The 25,071-nt window shown below is 61.7% G+C and carries 21 protein-coding genes and 2 pseudogenes; 9 read left to right on the top strand and 14 right to left on the bottom strand.

Annotated features, from left to right (window positions below; genetic code table 11):
- The first annotated feature begins 5 nt into the window (after nucleotides 1-5).
- Complete coding sequence (gene pbpC / locus IPK59_02995) at nucleotides 6-2,102, top strand: penicillin-binding protein 1C (GenBank protein MBK8157787.1); 2,097 nt, start codon at nucleotides 6-8, stop codon at nucleotides 2,100-2,102.
- Here pbpC and IPK59_02990 read toward each other — a convergent pair whose 3' ends face one another.
- From IPK59_02990 to IPK59_02980, 3 genes are read right to left on the bottom strand one after another with little or no spacing between them, the layout of a single operon-like run.
- Nucleotides 2,103-3,503, bottom strand: a complete 1,401-nt coding sequence (locus tag IPK59_02990) for an aminotransferase (GenBank protein ID MBK8157786.1) — start codon at nucleotides 3,501-3,503, stop codon at nucleotides 2,103-2,105.
- 26 nt (nucleotides 3,504-3,529) lie between these two features.
- A complete protein-coding gene (locus IPK59_02985; GenBank protein MBK8157785.1) occupies nucleotides 3,530-4,642 on the bottom strand; it encodes a sel1 repeat family protein in 1,113 nt (370 codons plus the stop codon).
- Nucleotides 4,639-5,202, bottom strand: a complete 564-nt coding sequence (locus IPK59_02980) for a sel1 repeat family protein (GenBank protein ID MBK8157784.1) — start codon at nucleotides 5,200-5,202, stop codon at nucleotides 4,639-4,641. Before IPK59_02980 ends, IPK59_02985 begins: the two co-directional genes overlap by 4 nt.
- 227 nt (nucleotides 5,203-5,429) lie before the next feature.
- Here IPK59_02980 and IPK59_02975 point away from each other — a divergent pair, with 227 nt between their 5' ends.
- Entirely contained in the window at nucleotides 5,430-6,560 is a 1,131-nt protein-coding gene (locus IPK59_02975; GenBank protein MBK8157783.1) for a D-alanyl-D-alanine carboxypeptidase, read from the top strand.
- A 72-nt stretch (nucleotides 6,561-6,632) separates the two neighbouring features.
- Nucleotides 6,633-7,226, top strand: a complete 594-nt coding sequence (locus IPK59_02970; GenBank protein MBK8157782.1) for a hypothetical protein — start codon at nucleotides 6,633-6,635, stop codon at nucleotides 7,224-7,226.
- Between the two features lie 3 nt (nucleotides 7,227-7,229).
- Here IPK59_02970 and IPK59_02965 read toward each other — a convergent pair whose 3' ends face one another.
- Nucleotides 7,230-8,093 carry a sel1 repeat family protein gene (locus tag IPK59_02965; GenBank protein ID MBK8157781.1) on the bottom strand — a complete coding sequence of 288 codons (864 nt, stop codon included), beginning with the start codon at nucleotides 8,091-8,093 and terminating at the stop codon, nucleotides 7,230-7,232.
- A 15-nt stretch (nucleotides 8,094-8,108) separates the two neighbouring features.
- The gene (locus IPK59_02960; GenBank protein MBK8157780.1) at nucleotides 8,109-8,672 is read right to left on the bottom strand and encodes a PAS domain-containing protein; all 564 of its coding nucleotides are present in this window, start codon (nucleotides 8,670-8,672) and stop codon (nucleotides 8,109-8,111) included.
- Between the two features lie 120 nt (nucleotides 8,673-8,792).
- Here IPK59_02960 and IPK59_02955 point away from each other — a divergent pair, with 120 nt between their 5' ends.
- Nucleotides 8,793-9,524, top strand: coding sequence for a DUF502 domain-containing protein (locus IPK59_02955; GenBank protein ID MBK8157779.1), 732 nt, complete (start codon nucleotides 8,793-8,795; stop codon nucleotides 9,522-9,524).
- Here the strand turns inward: IPK59_02955 and recG are convergent.
- A pseudogene (gene recG / locus IPK59_02950) lies at nucleotides 9,516-11,595 on the bottom strand (ATP-dependent DNA helicase RecG). The gene IPK59_02955 and the pseudogene recG overlap by 9 nt on opposite strands.
- 75 nt (nucleotides 11,596-11,670) lie before the next feature.
- Here recG and IPK59_02945 point away from each other — a divergent pair.
- A complete protein-coding gene (locus tag IPK59_02945) occupies nucleotides 11,671-11,952 on the top strand; it encodes a succinate dehydrogenase assembly factor 2 (GenBank protein MBK8157778.1) in 282 nt (93 codons plus the stop codon).
- Entirely contained in the window at nucleotides 11,952-15,443 is a 3,492-nt protein-coding gene (gene mfd, locus IPK59_02940) for a transcription-repair coupling factor (protein ID MBK8157777.1), read from the top strand. Before IPK59_02945 ends, mfd begins: the two co-directional genes overlap by 1 nt.
- 14 nt (nucleotides 15,444-15,457) lie before the next feature.
- On the opposite strand, the gene IPK59_02935 is transcribed toward mfd, so the two are convergent.
- The 4 genes and pseudogenes from IPK59_02935 to IPK59_02920 all read right to left on the bottom strand — a co-directional run bounded on the left by IPK59_02935 (nucleotide 15,458) and on the right by IPK59_02920 (nucleotide 20,176).
- Nucleotides 15,458-16,075: a hypothetical protein gene (locus IPK59_02935; GenBank protein ID MBK8157776.1), complete on the bottom strand. Its 618-nt coding sequence runs from the start codon at nucleotides 16,073-16,075 to the stop codon at nucleotides 15,458-15,460.
- A gap of 18 nt (nucleotides 16,076-16,093) precedes the next feature.
- On the bottom strand, nucleotides 16,094-16,741 hold the full coding sequence (locus IPK59_02930; GenBank protein ID MBK8157775.1) for a DsbA family oxidoreductase: 648 nt from the start codon (nucleotides 16,739-16,741) through the stop codon (nucleotides 16,094-16,096).
- 42 nt (nucleotides 16,742-16,783) lie between these two features.
- Nucleotides 16,784-19,003, bottom strand: a complete 2,220-nt coding sequence (locus IPK59_02925; protein ID MBK8157774.1) for a N,N-dimethylformamidase — start codon at nucleotides 19,001-19,003, stop codon at nucleotides 16,784-16,786.
- A 7-nt stretch (nucleotides 19,004-19,010) separates the two neighbouring features.
- Nucleotides 19,011-20,176: pseudogene (locus tag IPK59_02920) on the bottom strand (aminotransferase).
- 234 nt (nucleotides 20,177-20,410) lie between these two features.
- Here IPK59_02920 and IPK59_02915 point away from each other — a divergent pair.
- Together IPK59_02915 and IPK59_02910 are read left to right on the top strand one after the other, a co-directional pair.
- Nucleotides 20,411-21,328, top strand: coding sequence for a ferric reductase-like transmembrane domain-containing protein (locus IPK59_02915; protein MBK8157773.1), 918 nt, complete (start codon nucleotides 20,411-20,413; stop codon nucleotides 21,326-21,328).
- A gap of 124 nt (nucleotides 21,329-21,452) precedes the next feature.
- Complete coding sequence (locus IPK59_02910; protein ID MBK8157772.1) at nucleotides 21,453-22,010, top strand: PAS domain-containing protein; 558 nt, start codon at nucleotides 21,453-21,455, stop codon at nucleotides 22,008-22,010.
- Here the strand turns inward: IPK59_02910 and IPK59_02905 are convergent.
- Genes IPK59_02905 through IPK59_02895 form a run of 3 tightly spaced genes read right to left on the bottom strand, consistent with a single transcriptional unit; the run spans nucleotide 21,998 to nucleotide 22,987 of the window.
- Entirely contained in the window at nucleotides 21,998-22,366 is a 369-nt protein-coding gene (locus IPK59_02905; protein ID MBK8157771.1) for a hypothetical protein, read from the bottom strand. The genes IPK59_02910 and IPK59_02905 overlap by 13 nt on opposite strands.
- A 4-nt stretch (nucleotides 22,367-22,370) precedes the next feature.
- On the bottom strand, nucleotides 22,371-22,610 hold the full coding sequence (locus IPK59_02900; protein ID MBK8157770.1) for a hypothetical protein: 240 nt from the start codon (nucleotides 22,608-22,610) through the stop codon (nucleotides 22,371-22,373).
- A 59-nt stretch (nucleotides 22,611-22,669) separates the two neighbouring features.
- Nucleotides 22,670-22,987, bottom strand: a complete 318-nt coding sequence (locus IPK59_02895) for a multidrug efflux SMR transporter (protein MBK8157769.1) — start codon at nucleotides 22,985-22,987, stop codon at nucleotides 22,670-22,672.
- A 126-nt stretch (nucleotides 22,988-23,113) separates the two neighbouring features.
- Here IPK59_02895 and IPK59_02890 point away from each other — a divergent pair, with 126 nt between their 5' ends.
- Entirely contained in the window at nucleotides 23,114-24,040 is a 927-nt protein-coding gene (locus tag IPK59_02890; GenBank protein MBK8157768.1) for a LysR family transcriptional regulator, read from the top strand.
- Between the two features lie 9 nt (nucleotides 24,041-24,049).
- Here the strand turns inward: IPK59_02890 and IPK59_02885 are convergent, their stop codons facing one another.
- A complete protein-coding gene (locus tag IPK59_02885; protein MBK8157767.1) occupies nucleotides 24,050-25,027 on the bottom strand; it encodes a M23 family metallopeptidase in 978 nt (325 codons plus the stop codon).
- Nucleotides 25,028-25,071 lie beyond the last annotated feature (44 nt).

The following is a 25,071-nucleotide window of genomic DNA, read 5'->3' as shown; positions in this document are numbered from 1 at the left end:
GCGCCATGAAAGGGCTGCGCCATCGCCTGACCCGGCTCACCATCATCGCCAGCGGGTTTCTTCTGCTGGCGATGATGGCCGGGTTGGTGCTGGATCTGCTCTATCCACCCTTCATGGGACGGTTGCGCGATCACTCGACCCTGGTGCTGGCGGCTGATGACAGCGTCCTGCGGGCCTTTGCGACGGCGGATGGCGCCTGGCGGTTTCCGGCCGAAACGAGCGCGGTCGATGCGAAGTTCCTGCGTTACCTGAAGACCTTTGAAGATGGCCGCTTCGGCTGGCATCCGGGCGTCGATCCGATCGCTATTGCCCGTGCCGGATTTCAGGCAGCGGCGGCGGGCGAAGTGGTCTCGGGCGCTTCGACCCTCACCATGCAGACAGCGCGCCTTCTGGAACCGCGGCCGCGCGGTCTTCAAGCCAAAGCGATCGAAGCGCTGCGCGCACTGCAATTGACCTGGCGGCTCGGCAGCGAGGGCGTCCTCGATATCTACCTGACGCTGGCGCCCTATGGCGGCAATCTTGAAGGACTTCGTGCGGCGAGCCTCGGCTATTTCGGCAAGGAGCCGCAATACCTGACCGAGGCAGAGGCAGCGCTCCTCGTAGCTCTGCCGCAGAGTCCCGAGCGCCTGCGGCCGGACCGCTTCCCGGAGGCCGCCAAACGCGCCCGCGACAAGGTGCTGGCGCGCCTGCTGGCCGAAGGGGAGATCGACCAGCCTGCCTACCAGGCAGCACTCGCAGAAGCGGTCCCGACCCGCCGCATGCCGGCCTTGAGCGACGCACCACATCTCGCTGAGCGCTTGCGCCGTGAGCTTCCCGGCCAGCCGGTGATCCACACCACCATCGATCATGCGTTGCAGCGAACCCTGCAGACCCTGTTGCAACGCCGTTCCGTGAACCTTGAGCCGGGCGCCACCTTGGCTGCCCTGGTGGTCGCCAATGACGGGCGCCGGGTGCTGGCCTATCTGGGTTCCGCCAATTATTTCGACCGCCGGCAATTCGGGCCGATCGACATGGTACAGGCGGTCCGGTCGCCCGGCTCTGCCTTGAAGCCCTTTATCTACGGCATGGCTTTCGATGAACTGGTGGTGCATCCGGACACCATCATGGTCGACCAGCCGATGCGTTTCGGCGACTGGGCACCAGAAAATTTCGACCATCTGTTCCGCGGCGAAATCTCGGCGCGGGAGGCGCTGCAACTGTCGCTCAACCTGCCGGCGGTCACCTTGATGGACGCAATCGGCGCGCCGCCTTTCGCCCAGAAACTCACCGATGCCGGCTTTCCGCTGCATCTCCCGAAGGATGCCGGGCGGCCGGGTCTGCCGATCGTGCTGGGTGGCGTCGGCGTCACCCTGGAGCAGCTGGTGGCGCTCTATGCCTCGTTTGCCGAGGAAGGGCAGGTGCGGGCGCTGAGCTATCTGGCGAACACACCGCAGGCCGAGGTGAAGCCCTTCATCGGCGCGCTCGGCAGCTACTATGTGACGCGCATCCTGGAAGACACCCCGCCACCCGCCGCTTGGCTCGCATCCGGCAATCGCCGGCAGGCGAGCCGCATCGCCTACAAGACCGGAACCTCCTATGGCTATCGTGACGCCTGGGCGATCGGTTACACCAGGGACTATACCATTGGCATCTGGGTCGGCCGCCCCGACGGCTCGTTCTCCGGCGGTCGGATGGGGCGCGATGCGGCCGCACCTTTGCTGTTTGAAGCCTTCGATCAGTTGCCGCCGAGCGAAAGCGCTCTGGCCGGCGTGCCACCGGCCGGCGCCCTGCTGGTTGGGAATGGGGCACTACCGGCGAACTTGCGACGTTACGATACCGGTCCGATGATGGCGGCAGCGCAGCGTGAACAGGACAAGTTGCGTATTTCCTTTCCGCTTGACGGCTCGACCGTGCCGGTTGCCGAGAGCGACCCCATCCTGCCGCTGGTCTTAAAGGCCGAGGGCGGCAATCTGCCTTTGCGCTGGCTGGTCAACGGCAAGCCGGTGAATTCGCCCCCTTATCTCCGCCAGGCACAATGGGAACCGGACGGGAAGGGCGCGCAGCGCGTGACCGTGATCGATTCCGGCGGTCGATCCGCCAGTGCCGAGATCTGGCTAAAGTAATCAGGCCTTCCACAGACCTTCGCGCTTCAGATCGTCCATGACCTCGACGATTCCCTGACGCAATGTTTCGACCGCGAAATCGATCTGCGCACGGTTGACGATCAGCGGTGGGCTCATGACGATGAGATGACCCATCGGTCGCGCGAGCAGGCCCTTTTCCTGGCACTTCTCGAAGATGCGTTTGCCGACATTCCATTCCGACGGCGGCACCGTCTTGTTCTTCTTGTCCGAGGTGCATTCGACGCAGACCATGAAATGGCTGCCGCGCACGTCACCGACCATGTCGAGTTCGGAGAGCTCACCCAGCCGGTCGCGGAAATGGGGACCGGTCTTGCGCACATGGCCGCAGATGTCTTCGCGCTCGAAGATATCGAGATTGGCCATGCCCGCCGCACAGGATACCGGATGCGCGGAATAGGTATAGCCATTGGCGAAGGTCTGACCGCGACCGGCCTTGTCGGTCAGTGTCGAATAAAGCCGGTCGGAGACGATCATGGCACCCAAGGGGATATAGCCGGAGGTCAACCCCTTGGCGCAGGTGATGATGTCCGGCTCAATCTCGAACACCTCTTTCGAGGCGAAGATGTGTCCCAATCGGCCGAAACCCGTAACGACCTCGTCTGATATATAGAGCACATCGTATTTGCGGCACACTTCCCACGTACGGCGTTGATAGCCGGGCGGCGGCACGATGACACCGCCGGAGGCGAGCAGGGGTTCGGCGATGAAGCAGGCGACATTGTCGGGGCCGAGTGCCAGAATCTTGTCCTCAAGCTCCTGAACTTTTGCGTCGCAGAATGCCTCCATCGACATGCCGTCCGGTCGGCGATAGGGATTGGGCGCCGAGAGGTGATGGATGAAACCGGTCTCAAGATCCATGTTGCCGCGATCGGCGGGCTTCCCCGAGACGGACGCGGTGAGGTAGGTCGAGCCGTGATAGGCGTATTCGCGCGTGATGATCTGCTTCTTCTTCGGCCGGCCATGGAAGTTGTTGTAGAAATGGACGAAGCGCAAAGCTGAGTCGACCGCGGTCGACCCACCGGTCGTGAAGAAGACGTGCTTCAGATCGCCCGGTGTATGCTGCGTCAAGCGATGCGCAAACTCGATCGCCGGCGGATTGCCGATAACGCCGAAGGGCGAAAAATAGGCCATGCGCCGCGCCTGTTCCGCCATCGCATCGGCGATCTCGCCGCGACCATAGCCGGCGTTGACGCACCACATGCCGCCGATGCCGTCCAGCATCTTCTGGCCCTGCACATTGTAGACATAGGCGCCCTCGGCCGCTGACACGATCAGCGGCTCGGTGTCTTTCACAAGACCCAGATCGACCCAGGGATGAATGAGATGCGCGCGATCCTTGGCGGCGAGATCCACCGCATCAAAGGCAAAATTGGTCGACATGGGAAACTCCGGTAATGCGGTGGGCGTCAGCTTTTCTTGCGCGTCTTCTTGACCAAGGCCTTGGCCTTGGCGATATCCGCAGAACTCATCCCGGCAGCCACTTCGCCCAGCAGGTTCCTGGCCTGGATACCGGTGGCATGTGCAGGATCGCTTGCCATTCCGGGTGAGGGACCTTCAGCAGCGAGGGCAAGCCAACGGTAAGATTCAATGAGATCCTGCGGCACACCCTGGCTGCGATAATAGAGCACGCCGGCTTGATACTGCCCTTTGGTATTACCGCGCTCGGCAGCCATCAGATACCATTGCATGGCTTGGACATCATCCTGCGGCACGCCCTGACCGTAATCATAGATGTTGCCGACGATCACCTGCATGTTGGTATCGCCCGCTTCGCCCAGCGATTTGAAGATTGCGAGAGCCTCTTCATACTGACCGTTCTCGAACGCCTTCCAGCCCGCGGCAGCGGTGCCGTTGACGATTGCTGGTGCGGGCGCCGCGCTGGCCGCGGAAGTGCTGGCCGGGGACGTGGCGGCGGCTGGTGTCACGGGCGTCGCGTCGATGAGGGGCGCCGTGGCTGGGACCGGCGAAGGACTGGCTGCGGTCGGTAGAACGACTGGCGTTTGCGCAGCCGGCAAGGTTGCCGTGAGGGCCGGGGCGGGGCCGCAGCGGCGGTAGGCAATCCCCAACAGCGACTTGGGCATCGACGGCGGAATGCTGACGATGATGATCTTGTCCGGGCCGCTTCGTTGATAGGTGTATTCGAGCGGCGTCCCATCGCCACCGGTTGCGGTGACGACGATGTTGTCGCCGGAAATGGCGTAGGTCGAAGCAAGGCGCACTGCAATCTGGCCGTCGAACCAGCTCAGTGTCTCGTTGTCGGTGAATTCGACACCGCCGCCTTGCGGACAACCGAGAGACGGGCCCTGCCATTGGCCAATCAGCCAATTGCCGTCAGTCCGTGTGCTGGGTGCTACCGGGGTGACGGCCGCCTGCTGCACGGGTGCCGGCGGTGGCGCAGCATCGCCTGTAGCCGGGATTGCGCCGGTCTCGTCGCCGGCGCTCAGCGCGATCGGGGCGGTCGACTGGGGTACGGTGGGTGCCAAGGCGGGCGCATCGACGATTACGCTGTCGTCACTCACCGCCGTGTCGGCAGATTGCGTCCCCGCGACGGGCGCGTCCACGGGCTCGGCAATGTTGCCAGTGACGCTAGGCGCGGCGAACACCGGCGTCGCCATCGCTGCGGATCCACTGGCGGCGTGGTCGCCGGCCGCAGGTGATTGAGGAGGGCGGCAGATTGCTGGTCGCCGGCCGCGGCTGCCCGCTCGTACCATTGCTTGGCAGCTTCGAGGTCGAACGGCACGCCATGGCCCGTGGCATATTGATTGCCCATGTTGCGCATGGCGAGCGGGAAGCCCTGCTGGGCTGCCATCTCGTACCAGCGCGCGGCCTCGGCATTGTCCTCGGTGACGCCCAGACCGTGATCGTAGAGGGCGCCCAGACTGTTTTGGGCAACCGGATCGCCGGCTTCCGCCAATGGCAGCCATGCCTCATAGGCGGCGCGGAAATCGCCCTTGTAGTAGGCGTCGACACCGCTCTGGTAATCGGCATGGGCAGGCAAGGCGGCAAGGCCAGTCAGTCCGGACAAGACAGCCAGCCCGAGAAACCCACCAACCATCAGATTGCGCGTGATTCGGATCACAGATACCCCCAAAACCCTACCAATTCCGTCACCTTAGCGTCGTAAAACCGCAGAACAATACCTAAAACGCTTGTCTCTTGTCGCAGACTCATGTCTTAACATCCAACCCCATTTTGGGATTTGAGGGAAGTATGTTGCGAATGGCGTTTAGGCTGTGGGCTTGGCCGGTTCTGGCCGTTTTCTTAAGCCTGGCCGCCGCCTCGCCGGCTGCAGCCAGGAGCGTGAGCGTGCTGGTCGATGCCAAGGACGGCACTGTCCTGCGCTCGGAGGGTGCCAATGCACTCTGGTACCCGGCCTCTCTCACCAAGATGATGACCGCCTTCATGGTGTTCGAGGCCGCCAAATCCGGGAAGCTGCACTTTGCCGACAAGATCGTCGTATCAGCCAATGCCGCCGGACAATCACCAACCAAGTTCGGTTTCAAGACGGGTCAAAAAATCACGGTAGAGCAAGCGCTTACGGCCATGATCGTGGTCTCCGGCAATGACGCGGCGGTGGCGCTGGCCGAATCTATCGGCGGGACCGAGGAGCGCTTCGCCCAAATGATGACCGAAACGGCACACCGTATCGGCATGACGCGAAGCGAGTTCCGCAATGCCTCGGGCCTGCCCCATGCAGGGCAGGTGACCACAGCACGGGATATGGCGGAACTGGCCATGCACATCCTGGAAAGCTACCCCGAGCACTATCATTTCTTCGGCAAGCGGAGCGTTACCATCGCCGGTCGCACGCAGCCGTCGGTTAACGGTATCCTCTCTTCATATCAGGGCGCCGATGGCATGAAGACCGGGTTTACCTGCGGATCCGGCTACAATCTGGTGGCGTCCGCAAAGCGCAATGGCCGCCGTCTGATCGGCGTGGTGCTGGGTGGCAGCAACCGCGGCGAGCGCGCTTCTTTGATGACCCAACTTCTGAATGCCGGATTCTCACAAACGGCCAGCAAAAAGCCAAAGCTCAAAGACGTGGCGATCAAGGTTGCCGCGGAAGATCAGGGACCGCCGCCAACTTTGCTGAAGGGTGGCGATTGCGACCAGCGCGTGGTCGAGGACGGCAATTCGACCATTACCTCGACTGCCAGGATTTCAGGCTGGGGTGTCGTGTTCGGCGCCTTTCCGCAAAAAGCCCTGGCTGAGAGCACGATTGCGACCATGAAGACCAGGCTCAAGGGCACGATCAAGAAGGGGCGGCCTGCCATTATCCAGCGTACCTGGGAGGGGCTCACCCGTTACTCCGCCTTGCTGGTCGGTCTCGATCAGGCCGAGGCCGGGAAGGCCTGCAAGAAGGTCTGGGCCGAGAACGGCTACTGCCTGGCCCTTAGTCCGGCGGTCCTCTCAAATCCAGACGCGGAATGGCGCTAGCAGAAATCACATTTGCTTGAGCGACGGCGCGATGCGGGAGCCATCCGGGCCGGTTAATGTTAGGGTTCGTTCATGACGTTCCCCGACCTCCGTCCGATCCTGCTGGTCGTAGCTGCGATCGCCGCCGCTGGCTGCAGCACGCCCGCGCCGCCGCGACCAGCCATGCAACCGCTCGCTGTTGCCGGGAGTTTCGGCTTCAGCGAACGCGATGTGGATTCCGATACGATCGAAGTGACCTATCGCGGGGCAGAAATTCGCATTTCCTCGCAGAATCCGCGCGGGGATTCCCGCATTCTGGCGGAGAAGGAAAAGGTCCACGATCTCGCCTTGCTACGTGCAGCCAGGATAGCCCGGGAACGCGGAATGCCGGTGTTTCGTATCGTTACCGAAAAGACCGATAGCGACGTCGATGTTCGTTCTCATCCCCGATGCAGGCCAGCCCCTTTCTGGGGTTATCCAGCCTACGGTTACGGTTTCGGCTATCGGCCGTACTACGGCTGGCCAAGCGATTACTACTGTTCTGAAAACCGCACCGCGACAAGCAGGGCAATCTCCGTGCTCACGGTAGACCTCATTGCGGTATCGGAAGGTACGGCGCCACTGATGTCGACTGCGGAAACGATCACCCGCCTTGAGAAGATTTACGCTGGTACGACCTATCCCTGAGGATCACGGTGCTGGCGGCTGCTCTTCCGCGTCGGGTTTGGGATTGCGGATCTCGATCACTCGTTCCGCGGCCTTGATGGCGCCTTCTTCCATGCGCGATTCCAGTTCCTCGATCAGCGCATGGGCTTTCCTGGAATCCTGTCCCGGTTTCAGTCGGTCCGCCGCGATGCGGGCCCAGACGTAGGCTTCGAGATCATTCTGCTCGGTGCCAGTACCCGCGGCATAAAGCTGGGCCATCAGCAGCGATGCCTTGGAATTGCCGGCATGGGCGGATTTGAGTGTGTATTCGGCACCTTTGACCGGATCCGCCTGCAATCCATCACCGCCGACCAGCATGCGGCCCACTTCATATTGGGCCGCGGCATTGCCACCGTCCGCGGCTTTGACGATCCACTTCAGAGCTTCCATCTTGTCCTCTGGGACACCTTCGCCGTCGGCGTACATGAGGCCAAGGAAGTATTGCGCACCGAGATGGCCGCGCCTGCCCGCTTCATGATACCAGGCGGCGGATTGCTTGAGGTCGCGCTCTACGCCATCGCCGGAGTAAAGCAGGTTGGCGAGATTGAACTGGGCATTTGCAAAACCAAGTTCAGCGGCGCGCCGATACCAGGTCGCCGCCAAGGCCGCATCACGATCGACGCCGAGCCCCTTGTTGTAAAGGATGCCGACATTGTTCATCGCTTCTGCGTCGCCAGCCTGCGCCTTTCGCGACCATTCCTGCATCGCCAAAGCAAAGTCACCATGCATGAAGGCGGCGGAGCCGGGATCGATTTCACTGGTACCCTGGGCGTTGGCTCCCGACGCGGCAACGGCAAGCAACGCCATGAGGCAGGATGCAAAGCCAGCTTGCCGAAATGTACGCAACATTTTCTCGATCATTTGTCAGCTCTTCTCATGGTGGTCGGATGGGCGGTCTTGGCTATTGCTCGCCTCGGACTCTCGCAGAAGGCCGCTGGGCGGGGCGATGTGGGAAAAGTCATCGACGCTCAGGCAATGCGAGACCGCACCAACTCGGTCGCCGAGCGGAAGCAAGGCCCACTGAAACGTGTACTCTGAACTGCCCTGCCAGTCGACGCGTGAAAAGCCGTAGACGGGTTGTCGTGTCCTGAACAGACGCTCATAAAGTATGAGGTTCAGCGCCTGATGCTTGTCGCTCCATCCCGTCTCGTGCAGCCACTTCCCGGAAAAATCCTCACCCGCAAATCGCGCGACCTCGGTCCCGATCAGGCGGTAGAGTACGCGGAAAGGTCCATCGTGCAGTTCCATGACAGACAGGTAGGGCAGCCAGGATCTGAATGCGACCGGGTCGATTTCTTCGCGCGCGGGGAAGGCTCTTTCGCCGCGCAACGTTTCCCATACCTGTTCGACACCGGCAATGACGTTGGAGTTTATCTGGCTGCGCTCAGCGAAGCACACCAGCCCCTCGATCCAATCCAATTTTGCCATTTTGGGCGCCGATATCCCCGAAAAAGCCCTTTAAACAAGTCAGATTCTGCCGGAGTTGCGTCGGCGGTGCCAGTGCTATTTGATAGGCTGAATTGTCGTGACTGAAAGGTGCATTTGACCATGAGCCAGCCGGAGAACCCGCAAGAACCGGGACCCGACTTAATACCGCCGCCGCTTTCACCCGAGGACCTGACGCTGAAGCGGCCGGTCCGCTTGGGCCTCGGGGTGCGTCTGCGCAACTATTTCCTAGCGGGCATCCTGATCACGGCGCCGGTCAGTCTCACTGTATACATCGCCTGGCTGTTCATTAGCTGGGTGGATCAGACCGTCCTGCCTTTGGTGCCGCCGGAATACAATCCGGAGCGCTATCTGCCGTTCTCCATTCCGGGCATCGGTCTCATCATCGTCCTCCTCGTGCTGACGACAATCGGCGCGGTCACGGCCGGTCTCTTTGGTCGCCTGACGCGTCAGTTGATGGAGAGCATCCTCAATCGCTTGCCGATCATTCGCAGCATCTACAGCGCCATTAAGCAGATCGTCGAAACGGTGCTGGCCAACCAATCCTCGGCCTTCCGCGATTCCGTGCTGGTTGAATTCCCGCGTGCCGGCGCCTGGACACTGGGCTTCGTCACCGGCACCACGCCGCCGGAAGTGGCAGCCGCGATCGGCGGTGATGCGCTCACCATCTTCGTGCCGACGACGCCGAACCCGACCTCCGGCTATCTCATCTTTGTGCCACGCCGGGATGTCATCTATCTCGACATGTCTGTCGAAGACGGCATCAAGCTGGTGGTCTCCGGCGGTATCGTGGCACCCGGCAAGGCGGTTGCGAAGCCGAAGTCCTCAGCCTGATCGGATCGTTTTGACGACCGCGTCCTTCTCGAAGAGGTAGAGGAGGACGCGCAAGGCAAGGCCGCGCTCGCTGACCAGTTCCGGATCCTTCTCCAGCACCAGCCGCGCGTCATCGCGGGCGATCTGGATGAGATCGGCATGGGCGACCAGATCGGCCAGATGAAATTCCGGCAAGCCGCTCTGTCGTGTGCCAAGAAGTTCCCCAGCACCCCGCAGGCGCAAATCTTCCTCGGCGATGCGGAAACCATCCTCGGTCTCGCGCATGATGTTGAGCCGCGCCTTGGCGGTCTCGCTGAGTGGTGTCTGGTAGAGCAGCAGGCAGCTCGACTTACCCGAACCACGTCCGACCCGCCCGCGCAGCTGATGCAGCTGCGCCAGGCCAAAGCGCTCGGCGTGTTCGATCACCATGACGGTCGCCTGCGGCACGTCGACGCCGACCTCGATGACCGTGGTGGCGACCAGAATGTCGATCTCACCGGCCTGGAACTGGGCCATGGTCTTGTCCCGGTCGGCGGCTTTCTGTTGGCCGTGAACCAGCCCGACCCGGTCACCGAACAGCATCTTCAGCATCTCGTGGCGCTCAGTGGCTGCCGCCAGATCGATCAGTTCCGATTCATCCACCAGCGGACAGACCCAATAGACGCGCGATCCTTGTGCCGTCGCGCGCCGCAGTCCTTCCGCGACCTCGCTCAATCGGTCCAACGGGATGATGCGGGTATCGATCGGTTGCCGTCCCGGTGGTTTTTCGGTCAGGCGCGAAACGTCGATATCGCCATAGGCGGTCAGCGTCAGGGTGCGCGGGATCGGCGTCGCCGTCATCACCAGGAGATCGACGCCCTTGCCCTTCTCCGAGAGGGCAACGCTGCTGCACGCCAAAGCGATGCTGCTCATCAACGACAGCAAGGCGCAGATCGTCGAAGACGATGCTCTCCTGCACCAGCGCATGGGTGCCCACGACCAGTTTGATTTCGCCCGAGGCAAGATCTGCCAGAATGCGGTCGCGAGTCTTGCCTTTGTCGCGGCCGGTCAACAGGCGAAGTTCGAGCCCCGCCGCGCGCAGCAATGGCTCAAGTGTTGCAAAATGCTGCCGCGCCAGAAGGTCCGTGGGTGCCAGGAGTGCAGCCTGGCCGCCGGCCTCGGCGGCGATCAGCATGGCGAACAACGCGACCACGGTCTTGCCACTGCCGACATCACCCTGCAGCAGCCGGAGCATGCGCTGAGGTGACGCCATGTCATTGGCAATCTCCTCGATTGCCAGGCGCTGCGAGGCGGTGAGGTCATAGGGCAGTCGCGCCTTGACACGCGAGGTGAGGGCGCCGGTCGCGACACAGGGTCGTCCGGCAAGGCGGCGGTTATGCTGGCGCACCAAAGCCAGCGCCACCTGGCTTGCCAGCAATTCATCATAGGCGAGGCGCTGGTGCGCCGTCGTACCGTGTTCGAGGTCGGCGGCCCCGGCTGGGTTATGCACAGCTTCGAGGGCGGCTTTCCATTTCGGCCATTGATGCCGCTTCATGACATGGCCGTCGACCCATTCCGGCATGTCCGGCGCGCGATCGAGGGCAGCGGCGACGGCCTTCAGCACGATCCGCGGTGTCAATCCAGCGGTGAGGCCGTAGGTGGGCTCCAGCCGCTTGATCTCGCCTATGCGTTCCGGCGGCAGGATGTAGTCGGGGTGCACCATGTTGAGCGTGCCGGCATAGCGCTCAACCCGGCCGGAGACGATTCGCCATTCGCCCGGCGGCAGCAGGCTTTGGATGTAGTCGACCCGTGGGTTGAAGAACACCAGATCGACGGCGCCCGTGTCGTTGACGCAGGAAACCCGATAGGGCTGGCGCGGCCGCAGCGGGGGCAGGTGTATCGTGACCTGGACCTTCAAGGTCACTGTGGCACCATCGAGCACTGTATCGATCGGCGGTTCCTGCTGCCGGTCGAGCAATCCGGTCGGCAAATGCCACAACAAGCCCGCCACATGGGGGCCGGTCAATTTTTCGAACAGCTTGCCGAGCCTGGGCCCGATACCGGGCAGGCTGGTCACCGGGGCAAAGAGCGGGTAAAGGATTTGCGGTCGCAAGGGATTCCGGGTCCGGCTGCTGCTGGAAACGGGGGGACTCTATGCGCCAAACGTAAAAGAGGGAAGGGTATCGGCATGGATGACGTGGAGCGGCAGCGCAAAAGGCTGATGTTCCAGTGCCGCCATCGCGGGACCAAGGAACTTGACCTGGTTCTGGGGCCGTTTGCCGAGGCCAATCTCCCCACCATGAACGCTGACGAATTACGGAATTTGAGTGCCTTCTTGAGCGAAATCGATCCAGATATCTATGACTGGCTGTCCGGCCGCGAAACCCTGCCCGAACGGCTGCGGAGCCCGGTGACCGACCGTCTGGTCGCATTCGGCCGCCAACGGCTCTCGGGGTTCGGGGAATCCTGATGCGCCAGCCATTGCCATTCGACGTCCCGGCGGATGCCGCCGCGGCCGGTCGGCAGGACGTTGCCGGCGTTCCCGACGGTCACGACGCCCAACTGGTCGCCGGCATTGCCCGGACGCGTTCGCTTAACGGCCTGCTGCATGTGGCGCGCGACGATCTCCGCATGAGCCGGATGATCGACGCCCTGCGCTTCGTGGCGCCGGAGCTTGAGGTCCTGGCCTTCCCGGCCTGGGACTGCCTGCCCTATGACCGTTCCTCCCCGCACCGAGACATTCTGGCGGCGCGTATCGAGACCCTGTCTACGCTGGCTGCTGCCGGTGCAACCGGACAGCCCTTGCCCATTGTCGTCACGACGGTCGCAGCCCTGCTGCAAAAGGTACCTGCGGCGGCTGCCTTCAAGAATGCCGGTTTCGATCTTGTGCGTGGCAAGGCCCTGGGGCAGGACGCGCTCGTGACCTACCTGCTTGGCAACGGATATTTGCGCAATGCGACCGTCACCGAATCAGGCGAATTCGCCCTGCGCGGCGGCATTGTCGATCTCTATCCGCCGGGAACGCCGCAGCCGTTGCGTGTCGATTTCTTCGGCGACGAAATCGAGGATATCCGGCAGTTCGACCCCCTTACACAGCGCAGCCAGGAGAAGCTCGAACGCTTTGAGATCAAGCCGGTCAACGAAATCACGCTGACTCCGGCGGCAATCGAGGCCTTTCGCACCGGATACCGGGAGACATTCGGCGCCAGCGGCTCCGACGATCCACTTTACGAGGCTATCAGCGCCGGCCGACACTATCCCGGTATGGAACATTGGCTGCCGCTGTTCGGGGCGCCGTTGGTGGCCCTCGACAGCTATCTGCCGCAGGCGGTCATCACCCTCGACCATCAGGCGGATGACGCCAAGCGCGCACGCCTCGACACGATCGCCGATTTCTACGCCGCGCGCCGGGACCTGCAGCGGGCCGAGCGGGAATCCGGCGGCACCGCCTACAAGCCGCTACCGCCGGACCAACTCTATCTTACCGATGCGGATTGGAAGAACTTTGCCCGTCGCCACACGATCTTCGCCTTCCACCATTTCGGCACCGGCAGCGAAACCAATCTGCGCGCGACGGGAGCGCCCGGCCTCAGCTTCGCCGAAGCCCGCACCAACCCGGACATCAATGTCTATGATGCGGCGGCCAAGGCCATCCGCGCCGAGCAGCAGGCCGGCAAGCGTGTGCTGCTCACGGCCTTCAGCCAGGGCGCGGTCGAGCGCATCGGCCATCTTCTGAATGAACACGGGCTGCATAAGCAGGTCGCTGTCGACAGTCTTGCCGAATTTATGGCCTATCCGCGCGACACGCTGGGCCGTGCTGTCCTGGGGCTGGACCAGGGTTACACCGCAGAGGGCCTGCTAGTCGTTACCGAACAGGATATCCTGGGCGATCGCCTCACGCGCACGGTCACCCGCAAGCGCAAGACCGAAACTTTTCTGGCCGAGCTCGCCAATTTCAGCGCCGGCGACTTCATCGTCCATGTCGATCACGGTGTCGGCCGCTATGAGGGCCTTGAGACCCTGGATGTCGGCGGCGCGCCACATGACTGCCTGCGCCTTACCTATGCCGGTAATGACAAGCTCTATGTTCCCGTCGAGAATATCGAGGTGCTCACCCGCTATGGCGGCGAGGACGCCCATGTTGAACTCGACAAACTGGGCGGCGCCGCCTGGCAGGCGCGCAAGGCGCGGGTCAAGCAGCGTATCAAGGATATCGCCCAGCATCTGCTGAAGGTCGCAGCGCAGCGCGCCATCCGCGAGAGCGATCCATTGGCAGCGCCTGCCGGCCTGTTCGACGAATTCTGTGCCCGTTTCGCCTATGCCGAGACCGAAGATCAGCAGCGCGCCATCGACGATGTGCTGACCGACCTTGCCGCCGGCAAACCGATGGAGCGGCTGGTCTGCGGCGACGTGGGCTTCGGCAAGACGGAGGTCGCTTTGCGCGCGGCCTTCGTCGCGGCCATGAGCGGGAAGCAGGTCGCGGTCGTGACGCCCACGACCTTGCTCTGCCGCCAGCATTTCAAGACCTTCAGCGAACGCTTCCGTGGCTTCCCGGTGCGGGTGCGCCAGCTGTCACGGCTGGTCGGCGCCAAGGAAACCAAGGAGACCAAGGCCGATCTCAAGGACGGCCGTGTCGAAATCGTCATCGGTACTCACTCATTGCTGGCAAAATCCGTCGAGTTTGCTGATCTCGGCCTCCTCATCGTCGACGAGGAACAGCACTTTGGCGTCAGCCAGAAGGAGCGCCTCAAGGAACTTCGCGGCGACATCCATGTACTGACCCTGACCGCGACCCCGATCCCGCGTACCCTGCAACTGGCGCTGACCGGCATCCGCGAGATGAGCCTCATCACGACCCCGCCGGTCGATCGTCTGGCAGTGCGCACCTTCGTGCTGCCTTTCGATCCTGTGGTCGTGCGCGAGGCGATCCTGCGCGAGCAGTTCCGCGGTGGCCAGATCTTCTATGTCTGCCCGCGCATCGAGGATCTCGAAACCGTGGCCGAGCGCGTGCGCAGGCTGGTGCCGGAGGTGAAGATCGTCACAGCCCATGGCCAGATGTCGGCAACGGCACTCGAAAAGGCGATGACGGCATTCTATGACCGCAGCTACGACATGCTGCTCGCCACCAACATCATCGAATCCGGCCTGGATATTCCCAGTGCCAACACGATGATCATCCACCGCGCCGATATCCTGGGGTTGTCGCAGCTCTACCAGTTGCGGGGCCGCATCGGCCGTTCCAAACTCCGTGGCTATTGCTACCTCACCACGGTACCGAACAAGACCCTGACCGAGACGGCGCAGAAGCGCCTCGACGTCATGCAGACGCTCGATCAGTTGGGCGCTGGGTTCACCCTGGCCAGCCACGACCTCGACATTCGCGGCGCTGGCAATCTGCTGGGCGAAGAACAATCGGGCCAGGTGCGCGAAGTGGGCGTCGAGCTGTACCAGCAGCTACTGGAAGACGCTGTCGCCGAGGCCCGCGGCGATCTCCGCGCCCAGCAGAAGCAGGAATGGGCGCCGCAGATCAATCTCGGCACGTCGGTCCTCATCCCGGAAGCCTATGTCACTGACCTCTCGGTGCGCCTCGGCCTATATCGTCGCATCGCCACCCTGGAAAACGACCAGGAAGCCGAAGCCTTCGCCGCTGAGATGATCGACCGCTTCGGTCCGCTGCCGAACGAAGTGGAAAATCTGTTGAAGATCGTGGCCGTGAAGCGCCTCTGCCGCAGCGCCGGTATCGAGCGCATCGAGGCGGGGCCGAAGGGTGCGGTGCTCTCATTCCGCAATAACCGCTACGCCAAACCCGACCGGCTCATCGACTACATCTCAAAACGCTCCGACATCATGTCGGTGCGCCCCGACCAGAAACTGGTCTACCGCCAGGATTGGCTCGATGCCGATGCACGGGTGAGTGGTGTTCGGAAGTTGATGGACAAGCTAGCTGACATGGCGGCCTGATTGGATCAGATAATTTATCTCACGATTGCCAATTCGATAGCGGGATACATTTCTATATCAGAGTCATAGGACAATACTATGAAAGCTCGGGAGATCGAGCTGACGCCGGCGAAATTGACCTGGGCAGCATAGCCCTTGACCAAAATCCTCGAAAGCGCAGGCTCGTCCGTGTATAAAACGACCACATATCCTCCTGGATACGGGCCGTCCTGAAGTTGGTCAAATCGGTTGTGCTTGCCGATTAACCGTTTGCCGACTTCGCGTTCAAATTTACCGATGTCCCACTCTGCCCAGAAGTAGGGTGCGTCAAGCTGGCCCTCGCGGTCGTTACGACGATTGGCCACTGTCGCTTCAAGAGCCGCTTGATCGACCAGTTCGGTCAGTTCTACCGCTACTCGTCTTCCGCTCGTGTCTGTGGCTTCGCAGTCTGGCGGGTCAAACCCTCGGCCACGGCTTCGCAGCCCGGACAAGAAATTGCTTCCTACACTCTCAAGCGTTTTTGCCAACTCTTGTAGAACGCCAAGTTCTTCTATATCGCGGTTGGGCCACTGAAAGAAGTCAGCATAACCTCGCGCTTTACTTCGAGCTTCTCGCATTCTTGCTAAAATCCGGGATTGGTCGTCATCAGCCATTGTTCGTATTAACGTAACTCACGACGCAACCCGCTCCTTGTCGTCCTCTCTGGCAAGGTCGAACATGGAATAGAGAACTTCCGGTTCCTGCGCCCCCGAGAGGCCGAACCGGCCGTTGAAGATGAAGTAGGGCACCCCGGTGATCCCTAAGCGCCGCGACTGGAAATCTTCAGCGAGTGCCATATCGATTTCCGGAATACCCTCGACCGCCGCCCTTGCCGTTTCGGCGGGGAGGCCGATCTTCTCGGCCATCGCGATCAACATCTCCGGATCGCCGATATCGACGCCCTCGGTGAAATAGGCGGCATATAGTCGGTCCAGTAGGAGGCCCTCTCGGCCGATCTTCGCTGCCGCCTGCAACAGGCGGTGTGAGCGCAGTGTGTTGGGTGTGCGCTGGATATGATCGAAATAGAAGTTGATCCCCTCATTGCGCCCGACCCTGGCCACGCTGTCGAACACGCGCTGCGCCCGCTCCAGGCTGCCGAACTTCGCCGTCATGTACTGGGCGCGGTCGATGCCGGCCATCGGCATGCCGGGATTGAGCTGGAAGGCGCGCCAGCGGATCACAAGACCCGGCTGCGGCCGGTTAGCCAAGGCACGCATCAGCCGGCGCTTTCCGATATAGCACCAGGGGCAGACGGTATCGGCGAAGATCTCCAGCAGCATGCCACCATTGTCCCAGCGGGAAGGGCTGCTGACAAGCGCAGTCTAGGCGAAAGTCTCCGGATCCAGGAACCGGCGGAGGACGTTAAGTGTCAGGCGCGACACGTTATTGTCATAATTGTTGTGGGCCAGCGAACTCGACCAGCCGATTGAACCGGTCGAAAAGACCGCGCCCCCGGACGGCGTCTCGAAGAAGACCAACTCGGCGCGGCATTTTGAGTTCTCGATCGCATCCAGCCCCGGGAAGCCGGCCAGCATTTCCTCCGGCGTCAGCAGATAGACGTTCGAGTGCTCGACCGACGCTGCCAGGATCAGAGCGTGAGCGGGGGTTCCGAGCTCCGGGTCACTGGCATCGAGTTCCAACCCTGCTGCACCGCCCAGGATGCCGAAATCGCCAATCCGATCCTGCGGTCCGATGCCCTCGAAGATGAAGGCCGCGCGCGGGTCGAAACTGTCAGCGAGGCGCAGGTAGTAGGAACTGGCGTCAAACCCTTCAGTCACGAAACCGACGCCGAACATCTTCTGCGGCGCGCGACCCTGACTGCGCCACAGGCCACCGAACTCGCCGGTGAAGGCATGATAGCGTTCGCCCGGCGGCAGTTCATAACAACGTGTGCCGGCTTCGCCCCGGCGCAACTCGATCGCCGCCGGCCATTCCGGATTGGTGGCGATGCGCCAGTAGAAGCCATTGCCACCCAGATACATCAGCCGGCCGCCATCCTTCTGATAGCGCTCGAACGCATCCAGCATCTGCGTGCTGTGATACTCGGGATGGGTCCCGGCAATGACGCAGCGATAGTTCTTGAGGAGATCGACGCCTTCCACGTGGATGCGGTCGTCGGTGATGATGTCATAAGGCTGGCCGATCGCATGCAGCCAGTCGGTAATATGGAGATCGGCGTTGAAATTCCAGATCGCACGCTTGGGCCTTGTGTTGAGGATCGGCCGCAGCCAGGACGAATAGCAGCTGCCCGACCCATCGCGATGCCGGTCATACAGCGAAACGCCGAAATCGCGTCGTTCTTTCAGAAACTGTTCGGTCGGTCCCAATTCGAGAAGGGCGCCGTAACAGACCTCGGACAGCGCATCCTCATACCCGTGATGCGAATTGGCATAAGCGAGATATGTGTAGGTCGAGGCCAGCAAGGCGACCGAGGCCGTGACCTTGCCTTTGGGCGGCAGCACGAAGAAAGGCAGAATATCCTCGCCGCCGTCCCGCGTGGTGAGCTCGCAGGCATAGATCCCACTGGCAAGATCATTCGGCAGGTCCCAGGTGAAATCCGTGGCCCAGCCCATGTCATAGAGATCGTCGCAATGGAAATGGATGGCGCCGTAAAGCTCCGGCCGCTCGCGCCAGTTGGTCGTCTCGCTATGCCAGTTGGAAGCGGTGACTGCGCGATGCGGCAGATTGACGAGTATCCCGTCGAACCCGTTGCCGCTCTGGTCCTTGACGCTCTTCGATGCCATGTCGCGGCTGAAATCCCAGCGCGCGATACAGGGGCTGGGCGCCCAGCTTGGATGCGTGATCTTCGCCGGATCGAGATAGCCGGTATAGATCGCGGGGGCTTCGATCTTGCCATCGAAATGATGCTGCGACTGGCGGCGGTCGTGAAGGCCCGGCTGCAGGCCGGCGCCGATCGTCACCGTGGCGGCCGTCATGTCGGGGAGATTGAACGGGATCACGGCGGATCCGTCGCTGATCTCCGGTTCTCCGAATTGCCGGTCGAGCGGACGCTGGATGACGATCAGGCGCCGGTCGGCGGCATCATAGCTCGCCGCCAGCAGGTACCAGCGTTTCGGCAATAGGGGTTTGCCGGTGCCGAGCGTGATCTGCCCGCGCCCATCGCCCACGGTGACCGCGCCGGCCCCCTGACGATCGAGACCCAATGCCACGCCGCGCGAGGAACCGGCGTTGCTCAGGTCATGGCAGGCCAGCACTGTCTGTGGCGCTTCCTTGTCGACCCAATGCCCTTGCACGATGGCCGCCAGGGTAAAGCCGGCGGAAGCCAGCAAGGTGACTGGCTTGGTGGTCATCAGATAGGAGCCGAGATCGATCTTCTGCTGACGCCCCGGATAGGTGGCATTGACCTTCGCCTCTACCGGTGAAGTCTTGTAACCGGGGCTGATCGGGCCGTCATCACCGCAGATGAGGCGCACGATGCGCGCATCGAAGGACGTGGCGCCACCTTCGCACGACACCTTGAAGTCGAGCCTTTCGCCGGGCCGCACCGAAGGGCGATCCGTATAACCGACAATCTTCAACATGTTGCGATCATTCCAGGGGGAGTTCCTGGCCCGTGAGGCGCTGCCAGCGCAGTTTGAAGACGACCCATTCGGCCTCGGTGCGATCCACAAACACATGGCCGGTGAGCGTCATCGGGTCCTGTGGCCGGCGCCCGAGTTGCGCCAGCTTCCAGGGGCCAAAGCGGACAACCAGCCTCGTGCTGAAGGCATTGTCGGTCATGCCCTTGAAGCGCCCCTTGGTGAGATCGACATTGAGGAAATAGGTGGCCGAGGAGGGCAGCACCGACAATCCCAGTCGTTCCAGGCCGCCGGCAAATCGATCCCGTGCCGCCTGGAAGTCGCGCCGCGACCCCATGAAATAGGAATCCTCCTTGTCGAGGCCATAGGCCACCGCCGCCTGCAGGTTGGGCGGCGTCGTGAAAGTGATGTACTGGTGCGCCTTCGCCAGCACCCGGAGGATCGCCGGCGCTGCGCAGACAAACCCTACTTTCCAGCCGGTCAGCGAAAAGATCTTGCCGGCCGACCCGATCTTGACGACGCGGTCGCGCAGGCTCGGCAGGTGAGCAGGGGCGAATGTTCGACATTGTCGAACAGCACATGCTCCACCTCGTCGCAGACGACGATACTGTCATGGGCGACGACATAGCGCGCCAGCAGGTCGAGATCTTCGCGCAGGAAGACGGAGCCCGTCGGGTTCAGGGGATTGTTAAGCAGCACCACGCGTGTCTTCTTGTTGAAAACCGAACGCAGTTGGTCCTCGTCGATCCGCCAATGTGGTGGCCGCAGGGTGACGAAGCGGGGGATCCCACCGGCACGTTTCACCAGCGGCAGATAGGCGTCGTACATCGGCTGGAACAGCACAACCTCGTCGCCGGGTTCGATGAGGGCCAGGAGGGCGCCGGCCAGGGCCTCGGTGGCGCCCGAGGTCACCATCACCTCGTTTTCCCAATCGAGGTCCAATTGGTGGAAGCGCTTGTAGTGCCGTGCAATCGACTGGCGCAATTCGGGAATGCCCATCATTGGCGGGTACTGATTCCAGCCGGTCATCACCGCGTCTGCCGCCTTCTGCCGGACATCCTGCGGCCCCGGATCGTCGGGAAACCCCTGGCCCAGATTGACGGCGTCATGCTGCCGCGCCAGGCGAGACATGGTCTCAAAAACGCTGGTGGCGGTCTGGGCGAATATCGGATTCATGCTGGACTGCGCTAGGTGATCGTTGGGGCAATTGTTGTGCGCCGCCCCAGATTTCTTGTCAACCGACTGTTCTATTGGAATATTTTGCTGTTTTCCCAGCTTGGCCGGAAGATTTGGCGACCACCGCACGCCCGGCGGCACCCGAGACACGTAACACTGACTGACGCGTCCGCGAATGGGTGGCATAGACTATTCGCAACGAAGCCGGCCCGCGCGGCGGCAAGGGAGCAGATCTTGTATCCATGGCTCGACCGTTCCGGCCAACTTTCCTGGCTGAAGATGAGCGTCTTCATCGGCATCCTGCTGCCGGGTGTCTGGGCGGCGTTTACCTGGGCTTTCGGTCAGCCAAACCTGTCGCCCGCACCCAGTCCCCTTGGCAATGTCGTCGGCGGTACCAATGCCATACCGGTAACGGCGGCCCTGCATCTCATCGGCCTGTGGTCGATCCGCTTTCTGCTCATCACGCTCTCCATCACACCCTTGCGCCGTATCGGCAGCTGGCCGCGCCTGGTGATGCTTCGGCGCATGATCGGCGTCGCCGCTTTCGCCTATGTGGCCATTCATTTTATTCTCTACATCGTGCAGCAGAACTATCGCCTGGTCTTCGTTGCGAGCGAAATCCTGCTCCGCATTTACCTCACCATTGGTTTCGTGGCGCTGCTGGGACTCCTCGTCCTGTCGCTGACCTCAACCGACAGCGCGATGCGGCGCTTGGGTGGCAAGAAATGGCAGCGCCTGCACTACCTTGTTTATCCGCTGACGATGCTGGGTCTAGCGCACTTCTTCATGCAATCGAAAATCAATGTCAGTGAACCGGTCCTGATGAGCGGCCTGTTCCTTTGGCTGATGCTCTACCGCTTGGCCTATCGTTGGAACAGCGAACGCGCCTTGTCGCTCTGGCAATTGGGCGGCCTCGCCGTCGCTTCGGCTGGGCTGACCTTGCTGGGCGAAGCAGCCTGGTATGAGTTTGCAACGAGCATCGGCGGCGAGCGCATCTGGAAGGCAACTTTTGACTGGCGTCACATTCGTCCCGCCTGGTGGATCTTGCTGGCGAGTGGCGCCCTTATTCCACTGAAGTTTGCGGCCGACCGACTCTGGAATCAGCGAAAGGCAGGACAGAAAGTGCGTCATCTGGCCGCAAAGGCAGTTTAATGAGTTGGTGAGATGAGCTTTTGCGTGTCGGCGCGTTACGCGTAAGGTGGGGTCCAATGCTGAATAGTTGAAAAGCTGCCATTGCATGATCCTCCTCTGCGACCTTCCATAAAGCGCCGCTGCCATGGGCGCTGTCGACGACTCCTTTATCCTGCATCCGGCTCTCAGGACCCTCTTTCGCTATTGGTTGAGCCTTTCCGCCGGCGGATCTATCCCGAGGCGGCGGGATATCGACCCAATCGAGCTCCGCACGATGTTGTCCAACCTCTATATTCTCGAAGTTGGGGCAACACCTGACGATCTGCGTTATCGCCTCGCCGGCAGTCACATTGTGCGGGCCTTCGGCTTCGAGCCTGGTGGTTTGACACGAGGCGAGATCCGGCAGCGGCACGTGCAGCCGGAACGTTTTGAGGAGTTCAATCGTACCAGTGCCGAGATTCATCGCATCGTTGCTGAAGGAATCGTGGCCTATAGCCACGATCACATGACATCGTACACAAAGGACTTCCTGTGTTACGCGCGGCTGAATCTGCCGATTTCCGAGGATGGCCGGCGGCCGACCGGAGTATTCGGCGCCATCTTCCTATCCAGTGATGGCAATCCCTTTTGGCACAAGTTCCTGGATCTGCACGTGGAAGTCCCGCTCAGCAGGATCCTGCCCAGCGTATCTCAGGCAATCTGAACGATATCCTCAAAGGTCTGGTCGATGCCGCTGCCAAGATCGATCAGGTCGCGCCGAATGACATTGGCATCCACCAGTTGCGGATGGCCATCATGGAATCTCATATCCGGTTCAATCGCCTGATCGGCAAACAGGATGAACCCGTCGACACCTGGCTCTTCTGACTGCAGCGGGAAACCTGTGGCCTCAATGACCAAGCCATGCCCGCCGGAATAGGTCTGCCGGATCTCCGCACGGAAAGCGCAGGGCGTCTCGATCACCATATGCATCGCTCTGGCGGCGGATACGCGCCGTTCCGACGGCACGAAGTCGTAGTAGTTTCGGCCCTTTACATTGAAGCCAACCCGTTCCTTCAACCTTTCACCAGCTAGACGGTAAATGCACAAATCGGGCTTTGGTGACGGCGACCAAGGCTAAGTGCGGAATGGCTGCGACAAACCCAGCAAGGTCCAGCTGGTTCTTTTGCGGTATGGTACCACCGCCCTTCGCCAGCATCGTTTCATAGCCTTCCGCCATCTTGCGACAGCCAAGGGTCCGGTAGTAAGGCAGCGCCTCGGCTAAACTACCTAAACAATTGGGCTTCAGCGTCGTCCACGGCATCACGATGCTCTTCCAGCCAGTATCTCCCGGGCGAGCTTAGCGATTGCCGTTGGTCGCGCCTAGGCTGTGGTAAGTTTCAGACCGGCAACACCGCCGATGATAGCAAGAGCGCAGACCATCTTTGCCACTGTCAACGCCTCGTTGAGCAGCACGAAACCGAGCAATACGGTGCCAAGAGTGCCCACGGCTGTCCAGATCGGATAGGCCACGCTCACGGGAAGCGTCTTCATCGCCAGTGTCAGGAAACCTATCCCACCAACAACTGAAAGGGCCGTGACGATTGTCGGTCCAACCCGTGTGAAGCCCTCCGCATATTTCATGCTGAGGGCAAAAATGACTTCAAACACCGCCGCCGCACCGAGATAGATCCAGGCCATAATCTGCTCCTATAGCATCAATTCTGTTCAGGTATGTCTTAGCCAGATATCTCCTTGACGTAGCAGCTTACAAACGCGAACTTCTCAACCGATGAATGAATCAAAGTTAGTCATAAGCGAATCCTGATGCGTGACCTGCCACCACTAGGGGCCCTGCGCGCTTTTGAGGCCGCCGCACGCCAGGAGAGTTTCAAGCGCGCGGCGGCCGAACTTGGCGTGACACCGACCGCCATCAGCCATCAGATACGTCAATTGGAAGAGAACCTCGGCATAGCGCTGTTTTCGCGCCAGACCCGGAAGGTCGTGCTGACGGAAGCGGGGAGGGCGCTCTATCCGGCCATGCGGCAGGCGTTCGACGGCATGGCAGCAGCCGTCGCTGCGACCAAGCGGCCGCAGCGTCGACAGGTTGCGACACTATCCGCCACGGTGGCGTTCACTGCCAAGATCCTGGTGCCGCGCGCCGCCCGTTTCCGCGCCCTCAATCCCGGTTGGGATTTGCGGCTGCATGCGTCCGATGACGCGGTCGATCTCCAGGCTGGCGAAGCGGATGCCGCAGTCCGCTATGGCCAAGGGCGCTACCCGGGCCTCACATCTCTGCCATTGCTCAGCGACAGCTTTGCGCCGGTCTGCAGTCCGCATCTCGGCATAGGGCAACCATCTGATCTCCGCGCGGCAACGCTCATTCATTTCGAATGGGGTCCGATGGCAACCAAAACCAGCGTACCGACCTGGTCGGCCTGGCAAGAGCGCGTCGCTCTTCCGGGGCTGGATCCAGCCGCGGGGATTACCTTCAATGACGAAAACAGCGCCATCCAGGCCGCCATAGCCGGGCAGGGCGTAGCCCTTCTCAGCCTGTCGCTCGTTGCCGCGGAACTCGCCAGCGGCGCCCTGGTGCAACCCTTCGGACCGATCCTGGAAGGACTGCACTACGATCTGGTCTATCCAGTGGGGACTGAATCAAGGCCCGCGGTCGCGGTCCTGCGCAACTGGGTGACGGCGGAAATTTCCGCGCGTGAAGTTGGTGGCGGAACCTCGTCGGATAAGCAGAAGTAGCACGGCACCTCAGGGGATACTGATTTCAGCCGTCTGCTTGCTCCCCGCCGCGTTGCCACGCAGCAGGCGCAGGGTTCCGCGATACGTGCCTGGCCGCCAGCCTGCCCCTGGTTTCTTGAGGCCCACAAAGGAAAAGAACTGCACCTTGGATTTGACCGCAGTTTGGCGATTTTCGGACAATATGGCGCCATCTGGTCCGACGAGCTGTTGCACGAGTTCATCGCCCTGTTGCAGTCCAAAGAAATCGGCCCAGAACACCAGCGCGCCACTCTCTGCGGTTGGCATGGCCGCGTCATAGGCGCCGTGGCGAGCTGCTTCCGCATCCGGTTTCTCGGTCGAAAAGCCCAGTGTCAGCAGGCCGCTCGGCTGATAGGTGAGGGCGGGTTGCCAAAGCGCCTCTCCGGTGACACCGCACCCCGCACCCATCTCATCCCCCGTGAAGGGGTCAACCGATTGGTCTTTGTGACGTACCTCGAAATGAAGATGCGGAAACTCGGTATGACCTGAAAGGCCGATTTGCCCGAGCCTGTCCCCCGTTGCGACTTGCTGTCCTGGCACAACCGAGATACTACCCTTCTTCAGATGGGCGTACTGAGTGACCCAGCCGTCGCCGTGATCGACGATCACCGAGTTTCCGGCCATGCGATCCTTGACCGCGTCGGCCCCGGTGTCGCGCACGCTGACATCGTCCATGCCATCGCGCAGCCGCAGCACGGTGCCGGGCGCCGCGGCCAGCACATTGACGCCTTGCTCCATCGCGACATAGTTCGTTAGGCGGATATCCGTCCCCTTATGCCCGTCATAGGTCAGCCCGCCGCAGGAAAAATCGGCAGCCGCCGGCGTGGCATCCATGTCGACATAGTTCTGGACGAAACAGTCTTTGCCGAGGGCGCAGGCAGCTGGCAAAGCGAATGCCGGGTCCGCGATGGCCGGGCGGATCGTCGACGCGATAAGGAGGGCCATGAAGGCAAGGACCCAGCGTGCCATTCTGCCCCCCAATTCATCGCAGAGTCTCGCCATTGGCGGCGTGG

Source organism: Rhodospirillaceae bacterium, from assembly GCA_016712715.1.
Classification (GTDB): Bacteria; Pseudomonadota; Alphaproteobacteria; order Dongiales; family Dongiaceae; genus Dongia.
Note: the sequence above shows the minus strand (reverse complement) of the source record. Positions and strands in the feature narration are given on the sequence as shown.